Below are 18,167 nucleotides of genomic sequence, written 5' to 3'. Positions count from 1 at the left end.
TGAGTGTTTCGGGTCGTTCTAACGACCCAAAACACTCACGACCCCCTGTACCGATGCCGGCGTTTCGCGTGATCCGGCGGACGACACGCGTGACTGGATGGACGGGAAGGCCCCCCACCCCAACCCGCCCGGGCGCGCGAGGCTAACACGAAAATCCACCGATGTAACATCTTGAAAGTTAAGTTAACACGATCCATGATACGCTGAACACGACGTCATGGAGGCGTGCATGAACCAGGTAACACCGCCGTTATCGCGATCCGGGAGCGGGTTCGCCCGCCTGCTGAACCGTTGGGGCCTGCCCGCCCCGCTGTTCCTCGGCTACGCCGGGCTGCTGCTGTTCATGATCGGCGACGGAGTCGAGTCGGGCTTCATCGCGCCGTTCATGGCGGACAACGGCGCGGGCACCGAGATCAAGGCCTCGTACGTCATCACCGTGTACGGCGTCGCCGTGATGCTGGCGTCGTGGTTGTCGGGCGCGCTGTCGGACCTGTGGGGGCCGCGGCGTGTGATGATGATCGGCCTGGCCATCTGGCTGGTGTTCGACGTGCTGTTCCTCGCGGTCGCGGTGTCGGGCGAGAACTACCCGTTGATGTTGGTGTTCTACGGTCTCCGCGGCTTCGGCTATCCGATGTTCGCGTTCGGTTTCCTGGTCTGGATCACCGCGGTGGCGCCGGTCGCCAGGCTCGGCGCGGCCGTGGGCTGGTTCTACTTCGCGTTCACCGGCGGGTTGCCGACGCTGGGCGCGCTGGTCGCGAGCTTCACGAACCCGGTGCTGGGCCAGTACGGCACGCTCTGGCTGTCTGTGGTGCTGCTGGCGCTCGGCGGAGTGCTGGCGATCTTCGGAGTCCGGCAGCGAACCGGGTACACGCGGCTCGCGCCGCCGGACGTGAAACCGGTGCAGAGCCTGGTGTCCAGCGTGTCGATCGCGTGGAAGAAACCCCGCGTCGGCGTCGGGATGCTCGTCCGTGTCATCAACACGGCGCCCGAGTTCGGGATGCTGGTGTTCTTCCCGACGATCTTCATCGAGGACATCGGGTTCGGGGAGAGCCGCTGGCTACTCCTGGTCTCGGTCATCTACGGCACGAACATCTTCTTCAACCTGATCTTCGGCGTCCTGAGCGACCGGATCGGCTGGCGCACCACGATCTTCTGGTTCGGCGCGATCGGCTGCGCGATCTCGATCCTGTTGCTGTACTTCGTCCCGATCGCCATGGGCGCCGAGTACTACTGGCTCGCCCTGCTCGTCGGCGCGCTGTACGGCGCCACGCTCGCCGGATTCGTGCCGATCTCGGCGCTGCTCCCCTCTCTCGCCCCGGAGAACAAGGGCGGCGCGATGGCGCTGCTGAACCTCGGCGCGGGTGCGGCGGCGTTCGTCGGGCCGGCGATCGTCAGCCTGTTCCTCGGCCCGCTGGGCGCGGCCGGGGTGGTGATCGTCTTCGCCGTGCTGTATCTGGTCGCGGCGGTCATGGTGCGCTACCTGAAGTTGCCCGATGAGACGGCGAAGGCGATCGAAGAGGACAAGAGTCTGCAAGAAGTCGGAGAGAAGGTCGTCACCACGTGAACGAACCCGTCACGATCGGCATCGACGTCGCCACCGCGGGGGTTCGAGCCCTCGCGGTACGCGGCGGCACCGTTCTCGCTTCGGCCGCCGCGCCGCTGCCCACACCGGTCCGCGACGGCCGCGGGCACAGCGAGCAGGACGCCCGGTCCTGGTGGCCCGCGGTGAAGACGGTGCTGGCGAAGGTCACCGGCGAGCTGCCGGGCAGGGGCGGCGAGGTCGCCGCGGTGGCCGTCGCCGCGACGTCGGGGACGATCGTCGGGGTCGATGCCTCGGGCGAGCCGGTCACGCCCGCGCTGATGTACGACGACCGGCGTGGCGCGGAGCTCAACCGCAAGGCCACCGAACTCGGCGCGGAACGCTGGCGGCGGCTCGGATTCGGCGTGTCCGCCACGGCCGCGCTCGGCCGCATCGCCTGGCTGGCCGGGCACGTCCCCGGCGTCGCCGGGGTCCGGCACACGCCCGATCTGATCGCCGCGCAGCTCACCGGCGGGCCGGTGGCGGCCGACTGGTCGCACGCGCTGAAGAGCGGCTACGACCCGCTCGCCCTCGAATGGCCGGGCGAGGTGGTCGATGCCTTGGGCATACCGGAGAGCCTGCTCCCCTCGGTGGTCGCACCGGCCACCGTGCTGGGCGAGGTGGCCCGTCCGGTCGCCGGGCTCCCGGCAGGCTGCCCGGTCGTGGCCGGGATGACCGACGGCTGCGCGGGCCAGCTCGCGGCCGGGGCGGTCACCCCCGGGAGTTTCGTCGGGATCCTCGGCACGACCTATGTGCTCAAGGGAGTCACCGAAGAACTGGTCCCGGATCCGACGGGGGCGATGTACAGCCACCGTCATCCGGACGGCTGGTGGCTCCCCGGCGGCGCGTCGAACACCGGCGGCGAGGCCGTCGCCGGGCAGGGCCGCCTACCCGAACTCGACGCGGCGGCGGCCGCGCTGGGTCCGGCCAAGGTCGTCGCGTACCCGTTGCGGCGCAAGGGCGAACGCTTCCCGTTCACCAGCGCGGACGCCGAAGGCTTCGTGTCCGGCGAAGCCGACGAGGTCGAGCTGCACCGGGCCAGGCTGGAGGGAGTCGCCTTCCTCGAGCGGCTGGCGTTGGATCACCTCCGCCGGCTCGGCGTCACGATCACCGATCCGCTGCTGGCGGCGGGCGGCGGCAGCAAGAGTCCTTTGTGGACGCGGATCCGGGCGACCGTCACCGGTCTCGGCCTGCGGGTGTCACCACAGGCCGAAACGGGATACGGCGCCGCGCTGCTCGCCGCTGCCGGGGTCCTGCCGGGCGGGCTCACGGAGGCGTCCGCGGGGCTCGGCAAGGGAACTCTGGTCGAACCCGACGAGCGCGAAAGCGCCGCGCTCGCCGAGTCGTACCGCCGGTTCTGCACCGAGTTGCACACCAGGGGCTGGATCGACGACGAGTTGTTCGCCGTCGCCCAGCGGTGAGAGATCAGGAAGGACGTGGGCCGTTGGTCTTGGTAGGAGCCGGCTTCGGTGTGGACGCGGACGGTTTGTCTGCTTCCGGCTTGGGTGCCTCGTCGGCGTCAGGGGCGGGAGACAGCAACCGGATGGCCTCCTGGACGGCGACGTCCGTGGCGGAAAGCCGGTCGGCGACCTTCGACCGGAGGTCCAGCGCGAGCTTCCTCGCCTGCTGAGCTTCGGCCTGCTGGGTCTTCGCGTCGGCGAGGGCTTCCGCGACCTGCTCCTGCTTCGCGGCGATGTCCTCCGCCGAAGACTTCTCCGCCTTGGCGATCTTCTCCGCCGAGATCCGTTCGGCTTCGGCACGCTTGGCCGCGGACATCCGGTCGGCTTCCGCGATCTTGTCCGCGGACGCCTTCTCCGCCTCCGCGCGACGAGCGGCCGATGCCTCCTCGGCCTTCTTGTCCGCCGCGGCGCGGGCCCGGACGCTCTCCAGGTCCAGCTCCTTGCGTTTCTGCGCCGCCTCGGAGTTCAGCCGCTCGATCTCGGCCTTGGCGTCCGCGAGCAGCTTCTCGCGTTCCGCCTGCGCGTCCTTGGCCGCCTTGTCGATCGCGCGCTGCGTCTCGTGGGCGTACTTGTCCGCTTCGGCCCGCGTCGCCTTGGCGTCGGCTTCCGCGGCGGCCTTGAGGTCGGCGATCTCCTCCTCGGCGAGCTGCATCATCATGCGGACGCGTTCGGCCATCGCACCGGCGCCGGACGGGCTCGCGCTCATCCGCACGAGGGCGGCCTTCGTCTCGTCCAGCTCCTTCTGGGCGTGGCCGAGCGCCTTGGTGAGCTCACCGGCGGTCGCCACGGCCTCGTCGCGGCTGCGTGAGGCCTGCTTGATTTCGGCCGCCAGCTCGGCGAGACGCTCGTCGACCTGACGCTTGTCATAGCCACGCACGGAGCCCGCGAATTGGGGCGATTTCGCTGAGGGCGCCTGAGGCGCCGTCTTCTCAGGAGCGACCATGGCGGCCACCTTAATGAGCAGGGACCCGTCGGGCAGTACCGCCAAACGGCTGCACTCGGCGTGCGGTGGGGCGATCACATGGCATCCTGCATTGTTGACAGGTCGTAAGCAGAGGAGGCCCGGTTGGACATCTCGGCGATCCTCGAAGACATCCGCGAGCACTGGCACGTCTACGCCACGATGCCCTTCATCGCCGCGCTCATCGGGTACATCACGAAACGCGTCGCGATCGAGATGATGTTCCGGCCGCTCGAGTTCGTCGGGATCAAACCCTTCCTCGGCTGGCAGGGGGTCATCCCGGCCAACTCGCGCCGGATGGCGACCACCGCCGTCGACCTGCTGACCAAGAACCTCGTCGACCCGCAGGAGATCTTCTCCCGGCTCGATCCCGACGAGGTGGTCAAGGAACTCGAGGAGCCGCTCCTCAAGGCCGTCGAGGACGTCACCCGCGAGGTCATGGAGCAGTACCAGCCCAGACTGTGGGAACTGCTGCCGACCCGTGCCCAGCGCATGCTGGTCGACCAGGTCCGGGCGCAGGCGCCGAAGGTCGTAGCGAAGCTGATGCGCGAGGTGTCGACGAACATCGACGAGGTCCTCGACGTCAACGAGATGCTGATCAACGCGATGGTCCGCGACAAATCGCTGACCTGCCGCCTCATCAAGGAGGTCGCGACCCCGGAGCTCCGCTTCATCGCCCGGTCCGGCATCTGGTTCGGTTTCGTCATCGGCCTGATCCAGTTCGTCGCGTGGGCGCTGACGAAACAGCCGTTGATCATGCCGATCTTCGGTTTCGTCACCGGCTTCGTCACGGACTGGCTGGCGCTGAAGATGATCTTCTACCCGCGCGAGCCGCGCCGGTTCCTGTTCTTCAGCTGGCAGGGCATGTTCCAGAAACGCCGCCAGGCGGTCGCCAAGGACTACGGCGCGCTGATCGCGGACGAGGTCCTCACCGTCCGGAACGTGATGGAGGCCGTGCTCACCGGGCCCAAGTCGGACAAGCTGTTCGCGATGATCACCCGCGAGGTGCAGCGCACCATCGACGCGCAGGCGAGCATCGCGAAACCCTTGGTGGCGCTGACCGTCGGCGGGGTCCAGTACCAGGAGATGAAGAAGGCCGCGGCGGAGAAGGCGATCGCGTATCTCCCCGAAACGGTGAAACACGTGGAGAGCTACGCCACTGACGCGCTCGACGTCCGCAACACCATCGTCACGAAGATGCAGCAGCTGACCCCGCTCGAGTTCGAGGGCATCCTCCGTCCCGCCTTCCAGCAGGACGAATGGAAGCTGATCGCGGTCGGCGCGGTGATCGGCGGGCTCGTGGGTGAACTTCAGGTCCTGCTACTCCTCCATTGAGGACAGGCGGCTAGGTTGCCCCTCAAGCGCGACGCGGGAGGGGCTCGGAAGTGGACGCCGTCATCGCCGATCTCGGCGAGCACTGGCCGGTGTACGTCAGCATGCCGTTCATCGCCGCGCTGATCGGCTACGTCACCAAACGTGTCGCCATCGAGATGATGTTCAAACCGGTGGAATTCGTCGGCGTGAAGCCGTTCCTCGGCTGGCAGGGGGTGCTGCCCGCCAACGCCGAGCGCATGGCCGCGACCGCCACCGAAATGCTGACGACCAACCTCGTCGACCCGAAGGAGATCTTCGCCAGGCTCGACCCGGCCCAGGTGGCGAAGGAGATCGAGCAGCCGCTCCTGCGTATCGTCGAGGACGTCACCCGCGAGGTGATGGAGCAGTACCAGCCCAGACTCTGGGAAGTACTCCCGAACACCGCCCAGCAGTTGCTGCTCAAACGCGTGCAGGCCGAGGCGCCGCGCGCGATCACGAAGATCATGGGCGAGATCGCGGAGAACATCGAGGACGTGCTCGACCTCAAGCACATGGTCGTGACGAATCTGGTGCGCGACAAGGCCTTGCTGAACCGGCTGATCCGCGACATCTCGCGGCCGGAGATGCGGTTCATCGCGCGGTCGGGGATCGTGTTCGGGTTCTCGCTCGGCTGCGTTCAGCTGCTGGTGTGGGCGCTGACGAAGTCGCCGATCGTGCTGCCGCTGTTCGGTATCGGCATCGGCTGGTTCACCGACTGGATCGCCCTGAAGATGATCTTCCTGCCGCGGGAGCCGAAGCGGTTCTTCGGCTTCTACACCTGGCAAGGCGTGTTCCAGAAGCGCAAGGACCAGGTCTCCGCCGACTACGGCGACATGATCGCGCGCGAGATCATCACCATCCCCAACCTGCTCGAAGCCGTGTTGAGCGGGCCGAAGTCGGACAAGCTGTTCACGATGATCACCCGCGAGGTGCAGCGGACGATCGACGCGCAGGCGAGCGTCGTGAAGCCGTTCGTCGCGCTGGCCGTCGGGAGCAGGCGGTTCCAGGAGATGAAGCAGACGGCGGCGGCGAAGGCGGCGGCACGGATCCCGGAGACGATCCGCCACGCCGAGAGCTACGCGGTCAACGCGCTCGACGTCCGGAACACCATTGTGGACAGAATGCGGCGGCTGAACCCGCTCGAATTCGAGCAGCTGCTGCGCCCGGCGTTCCGGCAGGACGAGTGGAAACTGATCGCCGTCGGCGCGGTGATCGGGGGCCTTGTCGGTGAACTTCAGGTGCTTCTGCTGCTCCACTGACGGCCACCCGCTACCGTTTCCCCTTCCCTGAGCGAAGCGAGGAGGTCGTGTGGACGCCGTCCTGGACGACCTCGCCCGGCACTGGTGGCTGTACGCCGCGATCCCGTTCGTCGCCGCGCTGATCGGCTACGTCACCAAACGCGTCGCCATCGAGATGATGTTCAAACCGCTCGAGTTCGTCGGGATCAAACCGTTCCTCGGCTGGCAGGGCGTGGTGCCCAAACACGGCGGGCGGATGGCCGCGGTCGCGACCGAGCTGCTGACGTCGAACCTGCTGGACGTCAAGGAGGTCTTCCGGCGGATCGATCCGGCGATCATCACGCGCGAGATCGAGCAGCCGCTGCTGCGGGCCGTGGACGAAGTCGCTCGCGAGGCACTCGAAAAGCACCATCCCAGGCTCTGGGAGGTCATGCCGACGATGGCGCAGGAGCTGCTGATCAAGCAGGTCCAGTCGTCGACGCCGCGACTGGTGCGCGAGTTCATGACGGAGATGACCGAGAACCTCGACGAGGTGCTCGACTTCCAGCATATGACCGTGCAGCGGCTCACCAGGGACAAGAAGCTGCTCGTCCGGCTGATCCGCGAGACGTCGCGGCCGGAGATGGCGTTCATCGCGCGCACGGGGATCTACTTCGGCTTCGGGCTCGGCATCGTGCAGGCGATCGTCTGGGCGGCGACGAAGGAACCCTGGGTGCTGCCGATCTTCGGCGGCTGCATCGGGCTGTTCACCGACTGGCTGGCGATCAAGCTGATCTTCGTGCCGCGCGAGCCGGTGCGGGTCGGCCGGGTGATCCTGCAGGGCAAGTTCCAGCGACGGCGGGCCGACGTCGCGCACCAGTACGGCGAGATGATCGCGAACGAGATCCTCACCGTGCCGAACCTGCTCGACGCCGTCCTGCGCGGGCCACGATCGGACCGGCTGTACGCGCTGGTCGAGCGGCTCGTGGCGCGGGCCGTCGACGAGCAGGCGAGCGTCGCGAAACCGATGGTCGCGATGGCCGTCGGCGGGCAGCGGCTGAACGAGATCAAGCAGGCGGCCGCGCGGAAGGCGCTGGAGCGACTGCCACCGACGATCCGCCACGCCGAGGGCTACCTGACCGAAGCGATGGACGTCGCGAAGATCGTCGAGCGGCGGATGCTCGGGCTGACGCCGCTGGAGTTCGAGGGGCTGCTGAGGCCGGCGTTCCGGCAGGACGAGTGGAAGCTCATCGCGGTGGGCGGGCTCATCGGGTTCCTGGTCGGCGAACTCCAGGTCCTCCTCATGCTCCACTGATCGCGTTTAGCCCGCTAAACGCGATTTGGGTGGGCTCGCTTGCGAGGAACCCAGCTGTCCTGAAGGTCACCTTTGAGACGTTCAACGTCCCAAAGGTGACCTTCAGGACAGCGGAGGTGGGGCGGTTCTCACGCGCGCGCGATCCGGGATGATTACGGTGATGGGGTGGCGTCCGAACCCCAGCAGCTGCCAGCCGTCCACGAGGCGTGGCTTCCGCGTGAGCACGCGTTGCACCGTCCCCGTCACGGTGGCAGGCAACTGACCGCGCTGATCAGCGCGCTCCTGTTCTTCACCACCCCCGCGCTGCTGTGGGTGTTCGGCGTCCGGCCCGGCGAGATCGAGAACCACAAGCTCGCGAGCTTCCCCGGTCTCGATCGGGGCTGGGGGTTCTTCACCGACATGCCGACCTGGGCGATCGACCAGCTGTCGTTCCGGCCGGGCGCGATCGCCGCCGCCGACGCGATCAGCCGCGGCGTCTTCGGCGAGAGCGCCCCGCTCGACCAGCCGCCACCGCAGCAGCAGGCGGGCCCGATCCCCGCCCCGCCGTCGCCGTCACAGCCCAAGACCGCGCCCACCCAGGGGCCGACGCCGAACGCCGCCTCCGGATACCGCCGCGTCGTGCAGGGCCGTGACGGCTGGCTGTACTTCGGCTACGACGCCGACGCGAAATGCGATCCGTCCCGGCCGCTGGGCGAGACCATCGCGAAGATCAACGAGCTGCGGCGCGCGGTGGAACAGTCCGGGAGGCGGTTCGAGCTCGTCGTCGCGCCGGACAAGTCGACGATGGTCCCGCAGTTCCTGCCCGACACCTACCCCGGCAAGGACTGCTCGCGCTCGGCCGAAGCGTCCACCTGGCACCGGATGACCAAGGACGCGCGCGCGATCGACCTGCGGCCCGAGCTTCGGGCGTCCGAGGGCCGGGTGCAGCGGCCGATCTACCCGGCGAACGACACCCACTGGGCCGACGAGGGCGCGCTGGTGATGACGCGCGCCATCGCGAACGCGATCAAACCGGGTGTCACGCAGACCTGGGTGAGCGTTCCCGTCGGCCAGTACGAAACCTCCGCGGATCTGCCGCCACTGATCAACAAGCAGGGCACGAAATCGAACACGGTGTACAGCCTCCGCCCGGACGGCGTCGTCGAGCGCGCGGGCGCGTCGAACGGCGACATCGACCGGCCGGTGTATCGCACCGCCAGCCCGCTGATCGGGACCGTCGACGAGAAGGTGCTGATCTACGGCGACTCCTTCACGAAGGCGTCTTCGCGGTATCTCTCCGGCGCTTTCACGAACCTGACGATGCTGGCGCACTTCACCCAGAAGACGTCACAGGCGGAGGCCGTCGACGCTTTCGTGAACGCGGACGTCGTGGTCGTCGAAGCCGTGGAACGCAGTGTGGCCGGCGGTCAGCTCGCGTTCATCGCCCCCGACTTCCTCGAAGCGGTCAAGAAGGCGCTCGCCGAGCATCCGATCCGCTAGCGCACGGCTTGTGCCGCCGCCGTCGGCTCGACGCGGATCCGTGAGTTCCGGCCGCGCAGCCACGCGATGAGACGACAGACGAGATAGATCACGAACGAGATCGTCGTGACGAACGCGCTCACGGGTTTCCCCGGTGCCAGCGAAAGGATGATCCCGCCGAGCGCGGCGATCTCCGCGAACACGATCGACAGCACGGTCGCCTTCCACGGGCTCGCCGTGACCCGCGCGGCCGCCGCTGCCGGGGTCACCATCAGCGAGACCACGAGCAGGGCGCCGACGATCTGCACCCCGAGCGCGCTCGAAATCCCGACCAGCACCGCGAAGATCAGCGACAGCATCCGCACCGGCACGCCGCGCGCCGTCGCGACCGCCGGGTCGACCGTGGCGAACAGCAGCGGCCGGTAGATCACGGCGAGCACCACGAGTACGACGACCGAGGCGCCGACGAGCAGGTTCAGGTTGGTCGAGTCGATGGTGATGATCTGCCCGACCAGGATGCCGAACTTGTTGGCGCTGCGGCCTTCGTAGAACGACAGCAGCAGGACACCCATGCCGAGGCCGAAGGCGAGGATCACGCCGATCACGGAGTCGCGTTCGGACTCGCGGCCGCCGAGGAGCCCGATCAGCAGGGCGGCGATGACCGCACCCGCGAGGCCGCCGAGTTCGACACCGACCCCCAGCAGCAGCGCGCCCGCCGCACCGGTGAAGGCCAGTTCGGCGGTGCCGTGCACGGCGAACGACATCCGCCGCATGACCACGAGCGGGCCGAGCACCCCCGCGACCAGGCCGAGGACGGCGGCCGCGAGCAACGCCGTCTGCACGAAGTCGAGACCGAGGAGTTCGCCGGTCAGGGCGAAGTCGAACATCTTGTCCACGGCGCTAAGAAGCCTGTTCGTCGATGTGGTGGGGTTCGTCCTCGCACAGCGCGCTCTGCGCACCCGCGACGTGGATCTGCCCGCCGACCTTGAGCACCTCGATACGGGTGCCGTACAGCTCGGACAGCGTCTCCGAGTTCATCACCTCGTCCGGCTTGCCGACCCGGAACTGGCCGTTCACCAGGTACAGCACCCGGTCCACATAGGACAGGATCGGGTTGATCTCGTGGGTGACGAACAGGACGGCCGTCCCGGCGGAGCGCCGCCGTTCGTCGATCAGCTCGCTGACCGCGCGCTGGTGCGCGAGGTCGAGGGACAGCAGCGGCTCGTCACAGAGCAGGACTTCGGGGTCGCCGACCAGGGACTGCGCGACGCGGAGCCGCTGCTGCTCGCCACCCGAAAGCCGCCCCACCGGCTGTTTCGCGTACGCCTGCGCGCCGACGGACTCGATCGCCCGCGCCACCAGCTGACGCCGCTTCGAGATCCCGAAAAGGCCGGTACCCCACCGATGCCCGTCCAGCCCGAGGCCGACCAGGTCCACGCCGCGCATCGTCAGGCCCTCATCGAGGGCGCGCTGCTGCGGGATGTAGCCGATCCGCCGGTTCGTCCCGCCGGGGCGCCGCCCCGCGATCTCGACCGTTCCCTCGGGCAGCCCCTGCTGGCCGAGCAGCACCTTGAGCAGACTGCTCTTCCCGGAGCCGTTCGGCCCGAGGATCGCGAGGAACTCGCCGGGCTCGACGTCGAGGTCGAGCCCGGACCAGAGGATCCTGGGGCCGAACGCGAGGCTCGCCCCGCGGACACGGACCGCGGGGCGAGCTTCGGCAGGTACGGAGGTCACTACTTCAGTGCTCCGGCCAGCGCGTCCACTTCCTTGGTCATCCATGCAATGTAGTCGGTCACACCCTGGGGCAGCGTTTCGGTGACGTCGATGACCGCGATACCGGCGTTCTTGGCGTCGCCGACGACCTGCTGCGTGACCGGGGTGGTGGTCTGCGCGTTGTTGACCAGCGCCTTGACCTGCTTGCCGGAGATCAGCTGCTTGACCTCGTTGAGCGCGGCGGCGGGCACGTCCTGCTCCGCTTCCACGGCCTCGGCGAAGGCCGGCGGCGTCGCGTCGGTGACCTTCGCGCTGTCGAGCAGGTAGTGCGCGACGGGCTCGGTCGCGACGACCTTCGCGCCCGAGGCGCCCAGACCCGAGACCTTCTTGAGGAGCTCCTGGGTCTTGCCCTTGAACGCGGTCGCGTTGGCGGTGAAGGCGTCCTTCGAGGCGGGCTGGATCTCGCCGAGTTTCGCGGCGACCTGGTCGGCGACCTTCTCGACACCGGGCAGGCTGTACCAGACGTGCTCGTTCTCGTCGCCGGTCGCGGCGATGTCGACGGCGACCAGCTTCTGCGCGCCGGTGGCCTGGTCGGCGAGCTTGGAGAAGAAGTCGTCGTAGCCGCCGCCGTTGGACAGCGTCAGCTTCGCGTTCTTCGCGGCGACGGCGTCGCTCGCGGTGGTCTCGTAGGAGTGCGGGTCGGCCGAGGGGTCGTGGATGATCGAGGTGACCTCGACCTTGTCGCCGCCGACGGCGGTCACGACACTGCCCCAGACGTCGGTCGAGGCGACGACCTTGATCTTCTCGCCGCCACCCGGGTTCGCGGCGGACGCGTTCGGCGAACCGGTCTCCGTCGACGCCTTGTCGCTCGACGCGCAGGCCGTCGCGCCGAGCGCGAGGACGGCCAGGGCCGACACGGCCGCGAAAACACTCTTAGTACGGCGGGAATTCATTTACTGCACTCCTGCGGATGCCCTGGCCAGGTGTCGCCAATGCCGGGTAATGGAAACCGTTGTCAGATTCAACTGTACCCCATCAGGATGACGACGCCTCCGGCCCAGGTCCGAGCTGTACCCAGGGTCACTCTGAATCGAGACCTGCCACACGTCGGGTGATGCTTCTGCAAAACGTTCTGAACCGTTACGGTTTGCGGATGGGCCGTCCTATCCGCACCAGGAGGCAGGCGACACTGGCGTCGTTGGCCGCAGAGCTCGGTGTGTCGAGGACCACCGTCTCGAACGCCTACAACCGACCGGACCAGTTGTCCCCTGAGCTGCGCCGTCGCGTCCTCGAGACCGCACGCCGCCTCGGCTACCCGGGCCCGGACCCGGTGGCCCGTTCACTGCGGACGCGCAAAGCCGGCGCTGTCGGTCTTTTGCTCACCGAAAACCTCTCCTACGCCTTCCGCGACCCCGCCGCCGTCGGCGTGCTCGAAGGGCTGGCGCTGGCCTGCGAGGACGCGGGCGTCGGCCTGCACCTGGTCCCGGCGAGCCCGGGCAGGGAGGACGTCGCGGCCGTGCACCGCGCCGGCGTCGACGGCTTCGTCGTCTACTCGGTACCCGACGACGACCCTCATCTCGGGGCCGTGCTGGAACGCCCGGTGCCGACCGTGATCGTCGACCAGCCGCGCGTGGACGGGGTCGACCGCGTCGGCCCGGACGACGCGGCCGCGGTCACCGCGATGGCCGAACACCTCATCTCCCTGGGGCACCGGCAGATCGGCGTGCTGTGCATGCGGCTGGCCCGCGAGCGCAACGACGACTTCGTCTCCATCCAGCGGCAGAGCGCCGCGCACTTCCACGTCCAGCGGATCCGGCTGGAGGCGCTGGCCGCCGCGTTCTCGGCGGCCGGGGTCGACTGGGCGACGGTGCCGGTGGTCGAGCGCTTCGATCACACCGTGGACGACGGCGCGTCGGCCGCACGCCAGCTGCTCGACGCGTATCCGCAGGTCACCGCCGTGATCTGCACCTCGGACATCCTCGCCCTCGGCGCGCTCGCCGAGGCGGAGCGCCGGGGCCTGCGCGTGCCGCAGGATCTGACGGTCACCGGATTCGACGGCATCACCGAGGCCGAGCGCTCCGGGCTCACCACGGTCCACCAGCCGGTGCTCGAGAAGGGCAAGGCGGCGGGCAAGCTGCTGCTCAGCTCGGCCGACCGGGTGGGGCCGAAGGTGATCACCCTGGCCACGGAGCTGCGGGTCGGCCGCACGTCGGCGCCGCCACGAACGGCGGAAGAACGCTGGTTCGGGCCGTGATCTGCGTCCGCACACGTTGCTCTCCCCCGGCGTGTCGGTTCCAATGAGCGGGTGACCTCAATCGACGTACTGCTCAAGCGCAACCAGGAGCTGGGTGATGTCACTCCTGGTGACCGCTCGTCCCCGAGGCCATCACTCCAGGTGGCGATCCTGACCTGTATGGACGCCCGTATCCGGGTGTTCGAGATCTTCGGCCTGATCCAGGGCGAGTCCCACATCCTGCGTAACGCGGGCGGGGTCGTCACCGACGACATGATCCGCTCGCTCGCCCTCAGCCAGCGGAAACTCGGCACCCGCGAGGTGCTGATCGTGCAGCACACCGACTGTGGCCTGTCCATGGTCACCGAGGACGACTTCAAGGACGAGCTCGAAGCCGCCAGCGGACTTCGCCCGACATGGTCGGTCGAGGCGTTCCGCGAGGTGGAGGACAGCGTGCGCCGGTCGGTGCAGCGTGTCCGGCGCAGCGACTTCCTCCCGCACACCGACAATGTGCGCGGGTTCGTCTACGACGTGAAGCTGGGCCGCCTGACCGAGGTCGCGCACTGACGGAAACCCGCCGCGGGGGCGCCGATCCCGCTGAACGTCACGTTGAGCGAGGAGGCGCCCCTTCATCGTGTTTCCGTGGGCCTCCGGCCCAAAGAGGGCGCCCTTGTGGAGACGCCTTTGGGCCCGGTGGGTCGCACCTTTAAGCTTGGCCTGGTGGGCGTCGACGCGGATGTGCTGACCGAGTGGTTCGACGAAGTGGGGCGCGACCTCCCTTGGCGTGAAGCGGAATGCACCGCCTGGGGTGTGCTCGTCAGCGAGATCATGTTGCAGCAGACACCGGTCGCGCGGGTCCAGCCGATCTGGCTCGACTGGATGGCGCGCTGGCCGGTGCCGTCGGCGCTGGCGGCGTCGTCGCAGGGCGAGGTCGTGCGCGCCTGGGGCAAACTCGGCTACCCGCGGCGCGCGTTGCGGCTGCACGCCGCGGCGGCCGTCATCGCCGCCGAACACGGCGACGTCGTTCCGTCCGATGTGGACACTCTGCTCGCGTTGCCCGGCATCGGCGCGTACACCGCGCGCGCCGTCGCCGCCTTCGCCTACGGCAAGCGGGCGCCGGTGGTGGACACGAACGTCCGGCGCGTGGTGGCCAGGGCGGTGCACGGCGCCGGTGACGCCGGGCCGCCGTCGAACACCCGCGACATGGCCGACGTCGAGGCGCTGCTGCCGCCGGAAGACGCGCCCGCCGCGAAACTTTCGGCCGCGCTGATGGAACTCGGCGCGCTCGTCTGCACCGCGCGTTCGCCGCGATGCGCGGACTGCCCGATCTACGACGACTGCGCGTGGCAGCACGCCGGACGGCCCGCGTACGCCGGGCCCGCGAAGCAGGTCCAGAAGTTCGCCGGCACCGACCGTCAGGTGCGCGGGCTGCTGCTCGACGTCCTGCGCGGCAGCGAAGGCCCGGTCGAGAAGGCACGGCTCGATCTCGTCTGGCACGAATCCGGGCAGCGCGACCGCTGCCTCGACTCCCTGCTGGTGGACGGGTTGCTCGAACAGACCGGGGACGGCCTGTTCGCCCTGCCTGGCGAACACTAACGCATTACGACAAAAGTTGGTCAATGGTTGTCATCGGCGCGATGGCGGGTTAGTTTTCCGGCCAACGCGCATGATGGGAGTTTCGCCCGTGGCCGACTTCGACCGACGTACCGCGCTCAAGGGCGGCCTGACGGTAAGCGCCGTCGGGCTACTGGGGACAGCAACGATTTCCGCCGCCGACGCGGCGTCCGGGGTGACAGAACCGAAGATCCACGGAACGGCCGCGTGGAGCGCGCGGCCGCCGAACGGCACGATCGAGGTGCAGAACCACAAGCCGACGTACATCGTCGTGCACCACACGGTCGAGCCGGGGAACGTCACCGACTACACGCTCGAACACGCCTTCTGGGCGTCGCGCTCCATCCAGAATTTCCATATGGACACCCGCGGCTGGATCGACACCGGCCAGCAGTTCACGAACAGCCGCGGCGGGCACATCACCGAAGGCCGGCATCGCAGCCTGGAGATCCTGCGCGGCGGTACCCAGCACGTGCTGGGCGCGAACGTGGGCAACAACAACAGCACCTGCATCGGGATCGAGAACGAAGGCCTCTACAGCAAAGAGGACGTCACGCCGGCGCTCTGGGACTCGCTGGTGAAGCTGGTCGCGTACATCGCTTCGCAGTACGGGATCTCGCCGGAATTCATCAAGGGACACCGGGACTTCAACTCGACCGAATGCCCCGGCACCGTGTTGTACGACCGGCTTCCGGAGCTGCGCACCGAGGTCGGCAAGGTGCTGGGATCGTCGTCGCCGAAGGTGAATCTGCCGGAGTGGCCGCTGCTCAAACCCGGTGACAGCGGGCCGCGGGTGCGGATGGCGCAGGAACTCCTGCGGGCACGCGGTTTCGCCGTGCCCACCGATGGCCTTTTCGGACAGTCCACAAAGGACGCTGTGGCCGCGGTGGCGGCCCGGCACGGGCTGGAGCGCGACGCCTGTGGCGCGACCGCGGCGACCGACGAGACCGGCTTCCTCGGCTCGGACGTCTGGCCGCTCATCGTCGGGTCCGGCACCGATCCGCGGGCGCTGAAAGCCCGGCTCAACCGATGACGTCGGAGAGGAACGCTTCGACGGCACCGAGGTAGGTCTCCGGCGCCTCGTCGTGCACCACGTGCCCGGCGCCATGGACGACGATATGCCGTCCGAGGCCGCCGGGCACGCGCGCGGCCAGCTCGGCCTGCTGACCGTGCGGCATCGCGGTCCGTTCACCTTCGATCGCGAGCAGCGGGCATTTCACGCGTTCGACGAACTCCCAGAAGTCGCGCCTCCCCCATTCGGCCGCGATCTCGTACAGATCCGGGAGGGCGGCGATCAGGTGGTAGCCGTCTTCGCGTTCCTCGACGCATTCGATGAAGTAGTCGCCGGTGTCGCCGAAGAATTCGCGCACGTGGGCCAGCGACCGGAACGGGACGGGCCACGATTCGAAGTACCCGCGCCAGGTGTCCACGGTCCGGCCGCGCTGGTCCGGCGCGAAGTCCTCGCAGACCACGGCGCGGACGAGCTCGGGATACGTGGCCGCGGTGACCCACGCGTGCAGGCCGCCCATCGAATGTCCGATCAGGACCGCGGGCTCGCCGAAGTTCCGCAGCACCGCGGCGACGTCGTCGGCGAACCGCTCGGTGCGCCATGGCCCGCCACGCGGTCCGCGTCCGTGACCTCGCGCGTCGAGCCCGTGGACACGCCCGTACGGCTGGAGCCTCCGCGCGACCCGCCACCACGTCGTCGCCCTGCCCATCAGCCCGTGCAGAAGGACGATCGGCGGCCCGTCGCCGCCGAAAGTGATCAACCCGTCGCGCTGGATCACCACTAAGCTCCCCTCCATGCGCAGCCGTGTCCCCGCCGCCGGTCTGGTCATGGGGGCCGTCTGCGCCCTGATTATCGGATGCACCGCCGAGCCCGCTCCGGCCGCGCCCCCACCGCCGCCGCCGATGAACCCGGCTCCGGGCGCTTCGGGCGCGGGCGATCCGTACTGCCCGATGGACGGGAACGGCGGCTATGACGCGACCGAGTACCAGGTCGGGATCACCTACGACCCGGCGAAAGGGCGTCTCGACGGCGACACCACGGTGATCGCGAAAGCGACCCAGGACCTCGATCGGTACAACCTGGACTTACGCGGCTTGACCGTGCAATCCGTTGAAGTGGACGGAAAACCGGCGAAGTTCGCGCGCGAGGGCGAATTCGAGCTCGTGGTGACACCCGCCGAGCCGATCCGGAACGGGACCCCCTTCCGCACGAAGGTCGTCTACGGCGGCGACCCGTCGGCGACACCCAAGGCCGGCGGCAGCGAGAACGGCTGGCAGAAGTCGAAGGACGGCGGCGCGTTCATCGTCGGCGAGCCGCATTCGGCGTCGTTCTGGTATCCCGTGAACGAGACCCCGCGCGACAAGGCGATGTTCACCCTCACCGCCCGCGTGCCGGACGGCTGGACCGTCATCTCGAACGGGCGCGAGATCCAGAAGACCTCGGCGAACGGCTGGACCACGACGTCCTGGCAGGAGCGCACGCCCGTGGCGTCGTATCTGACCACGGTGGCGATCGACAAGTTCACCGTCGACCGGATGGCGCTTCCCGACGGGACGCCGGTGGTCAACGCGTACGCGCCGGGCGCCGAGGACCGGCGCGACACCGGCAGGCGGCTGCCGGAGATCATCGGTTTCCTGAGCTCGAAGTTCGGGCCGTATCCGGTGGACGCGGCGGGCGGCATCTATCTCGACGAGGACATCCATTTTTCGCTGGAGACCCAGACCAGGCCGACCTACGCGAAATGGGCCGACCTGATCACCGTGGTGCACGAAACCGCGCACCAGTGGTTCGGCGATTCGGTGACCCTGAAATCGTGGTCCGACATCTGCCTCAACGAATGTCTCGCGTCGTACGCGCAATGGCTGTGGCAGGAGTCGCGGGACAACGAGAACCTGGACGACCGCTATCGCGCCGCCCTCGAGATCATGCGCGGCAGCCAGGATTTCTGGGCGCCGAAACTGGTCGACATGGGGGCCGGGAAGGAGTTCCACGGCGTCTACGACAAGGGGATCCTGGCCATCCACGCGCTGCGGCGGAAGATCGGCGAAGGAGCGTTCGGGCGCCTGCTGAAGGAATGGCCGGCCGCGTACCGGAACGCCAACGCGTCCTGGGCGGATTTCGAGGCGTTCACGGTCAAGCTTTCGGACCAGAACCTGCGGCCGTTCTTCGACGCGTGGTTCCACGGCACGACGATCCCGCCGGACGCCGAACTGCTACCGGGCACCCTGCGAGGCTGACCATCTCCCGCATTTAGT

16 protein-coding genes are annotated in these 18,167 nt (G+C 68.5%); 11 read left to right on the top strand and 5 right to left on the bottom strand.

Going from position 1 to position 18,167, the window contains the following annotated elements; translation table 11 throughout:
- Positions 1 to 229 precede the first annotated feature (229 nt).
- Positions 230 to 1,564 (top strand): MFS transporter, encoded by a 1,335-nt coding sequence (locus ACFVM3_RS25420; RefSeq protein WP_378442350.1) that lies wholly within the window; start codon positions 230 to 232, stop codon positions 1,562 to 1,564.
- Positions 1,561 to 3,000: an FGGY-family carbohydrate kinase gene (locus tag ACFVM3_RS25415; RefSeq protein WP_378442348.1), complete on the top strand. Its 1,440-nt coding sequence runs from the start codon at positions 1,561 to 1,563 to the stop codon at positions 2,998 to 3,000. The genes ACFVM3_RS25420 and ACFVM3_RS25415 overlap by 4 nt, the downstream gene beginning before the upstream one ends.
- Before the next feature lie 4 nt (positions 3,001 to 3,004).
- On the opposite strand, the gene ACFVM3_RS25410 is transcribed toward ACFVM3_RS25415, so the two are convergent.
- A complete protein-coding gene (locus ACFVM3_RS25410; protein WP_378442346.1) occupies positions 3,005 to 3,982 on the bottom strand; it encodes a hypothetical protein in 978 nt (325 codons plus the stop codon).
- A gap of 123 nt (positions 3,983 to 4,105) precedes the next feature.
- On the opposite strand from ACFVM3_RS25410, the gene ACFVM3_RS25405 reads away from it, so the two are divergent.
- The 4 genes from ACFVM3_RS25405 to ACFVM3_RS25390 all read left to right on the top strand — a co-directional run bounded on the left by ACFVM3_RS25405 (position 4,106) and on the right by ACFVM3_RS25390 (position 9,364).
- Positions 4,106 to 5,335 (top strand): DUF445 domain-containing protein, encoded by a 1,230-nt coding sequence (locus ACFVM3_RS25405; RefSeq protein ID WP_378442344.1) that lies wholly within the window; start codon positions 4,106 to 4,108, stop codon positions 5,333 to 5,335.
- Between the two features lie 50 nt (positions 5,336 to 5,385).
- Positions 5,386 to 6,612, top strand: coding sequence for a DUF445 domain-containing protein (locus tag ACFVM3_RS25400; RefSeq protein WP_126730196.1), 1,227 nt, complete (start codon positions 5,386 to 5,388; stop codon positions 6,610 to 6,612).
- A gap of 49 nt (positions 6,613 to 6,661) precedes the next feature.
- A complete protein-coding gene (locus ACFVM3_RS25395) occupies positions 6,662 to 7,885 on the top strand; it encodes a DUF445 domain-containing protein (RefSeq protein WP_378442343.1) in 1,224 nt (407 codons plus the stop codon).
- 165 nt (positions 7,886 to 8,050) lie between these two features.
- Positions 8,051 to 9,364 carry a hypothetical protein gene (locus ACFVM3_RS25390; protein WP_378442342.1) on the top strand — a complete coding sequence of 438 codons (1,314 nt, stop codon included), beginning with the start codon at positions 8,051 to 8,053 and terminating at the stop codon, positions 9,362 to 9,364.
- Here the strand turns inward: ACFVM3_RS25390 and ACFVM3_RS25385 are convergent.
- From ACFVM3_RS25385 to ACFVM3_RS25375, 3 genes are read right to left on the bottom strand one after another with little or no spacing between them, the layout of a single operon-like run.
- Positions 9,361 to 10,239, bottom strand: coding sequence for a metal ABC transporter permease (locus ACFVM3_RS25385; RefSeq protein WP_378442340.1), 879 nt, complete (start codon positions 10,237 to 10,239; stop codon positions 9,361 to 9,363). The genes ACFVM3_RS25390 and ACFVM3_RS25385 overlap by 4 nt on opposite strands.
- Before the next feature lie 4 nt (positions 10,240 to 10,243).
- Positions 10,244 to 11,077, bottom strand: a complete 834-nt coding sequence (locus ACFVM3_RS25380; protein WP_378442338.1) for a metal ABC transporter ATP-binding protein — start codon at positions 11,075 to 11,077, stop codon at positions 10,244 to 10,246.
- A complete protein-coding gene (locus ACFVM3_RS25375; protein ID WP_378442336.1) occupies positions 11,077 to 12,009 on the bottom strand; it encodes a metal ABC transporter solute-binding protein, Zn/Mn family in 933 nt (310 codons plus the stop codon). Before ACFVM3_RS25375 ends, ACFVM3_RS25380 begins: the two co-directional genes overlap by 1 nt.
- 200 nt (positions 12,010 to 12,209) lie before the next feature.
- Between ACFVM3_RS25375 and ACFVM3_RS25370 the strand changes: the two genes are divergently transcribed.
- From ACFVM3_RS25370 to ACFVM3_RS25355, 4 genes are all read left to right on the top strand, one after another.
- Positions 12,210 to 13,310 (top strand): LacI family DNA-binding transcriptional regulator, encoded by a 1,101-nt coding sequence (locus tag ACFVM3_RS25370; RefSeq protein WP_378442334.1) that lies wholly within the window; start codon positions 12,210 to 12,212, stop codon positions 13,308 to 13,310.
- A 51-nt stretch (positions 13,311 to 13,361) separates the two neighbouring features.
- A complete protein-coding gene (locus ACFVM3_RS25365; RefSeq protein ID WP_378442332.1) occupies positions 13,362 to 13,856 on the top strand; it encodes a beta-class carbonic anhydrase in 495 nt (164 codons plus the stop codon).
- A gap of 153 nt (positions 13,857 to 14,009) precedes the next feature.
- Complete coding sequence (locus ACFVM3_RS25360) at positions 14,010 to 14,885, top strand: A/G-specific adenine glycosylase (protein ID WP_378442330.1); 876 nt, start codon at positions 14,010 to 14,012, stop codon at positions 14,883 to 14,885.
- An 88-nt stretch (positions 14,886 to 14,973) separates the two neighbouring features.
- Positions 14,974 to 15,936, top strand: a complete 963-nt coding sequence (locus ACFVM3_RS25355) for an N-acetylmuramoyl-L-alanine amidase (protein ID WP_378442328.1) — start codon at positions 14,974 to 14,976, stop codon at positions 15,934 to 15,936.
- Here ACFVM3_RS25355 and ACFVM3_RS25350 read toward each other — a convergent pair.
- Complete coding sequence (locus tag ACFVM3_RS25350) at positions 15,926 to 16,708, bottom strand: alpha/beta fold hydrolase (protein WP_378442326.1); 783 nt, start codon at positions 16,706 to 16,708, stop codon at positions 15,926 to 15,928. The genes ACFVM3_RS25355 and ACFVM3_RS25350 overlap by 11 nt on opposite strands.
- On the opposite strand from ACFVM3_RS25350, the gene ACFVM3_RS25345 reads away from it, so the two are divergent.
- Complete coding sequence (locus ACFVM3_RS25345) at positions 16,707 to 18,149, top strand: M1 family metallopeptidase (RefSeq protein ID WP_378442324.1); 1,443 nt, start codon at positions 16,707 to 16,709, stop codon at positions 18,147 to 18,149. The genes ACFVM3_RS25350 and ACFVM3_RS25345 overlap by 2 nt on opposite strands.
- Positions 18,150 to 18,167 lie beyond the last annotated feature (18 nt).

Origin of the sequence: Amycolatopsis sp. NPDC057786 (genome assembly GCF_042797905.1) — a bacterium.
Taxonomy (GTDB): Bacteria; Actinomycetota; Actinomycetes; order Mycobacteriales; family Pseudonocardiaceae; genus Amycolatopsis.
Note: the sequence above shows the minus strand (reverse complement) of the source record. Positions and strands in the feature narration are given on the sequence as shown.

Coding starts and splice junctions, on each gene's coding strand:
- ACFVM3_RS25420 (WP_378442350.1), top strand. CDS start 230: ATGAACCAGGTAACACCGCCGTTATCGCGATCCGGGAGCGGGTTCGCC.
- ACFVM3_RS25345 (WP_378442324.1), top strand. CDS start 16,707: ATGCGCAGCCGTGTCCCCGCCGCCGGTCTGGTCATGGGGGCCGTCTGC.
- ACFVM3_RS25410 (WP_378442346.1), bottom strand. CDS start 3,982: ATGGTCGCTCCTGAGAAGACGGCGCCTCAGGCGCCCTCAGCGAAATCG.
- ACFVM3_RS25375 (WP_378442336.1), bottom strand. CDS start 12,009: ATGAATTCCCGCCGTACTAAGAGTGTTTTCGCGGCCGTGTCGGCCCTG.
- ACFVM3_RS25350 (WP_378442326.1), bottom strand. CDS start 16,708: ATGGAGGGGAGCTTAGTGGTGATCCAGCGCGACGGGTTGATCACTTTC.
- ACFVM3_RS25370 (WP_378442334.1), top strand. CDS start 12,210: ATGGGCCGTCCTATCCGCACCAGGAGGCAGGCGACACTGGCGTCGTTG.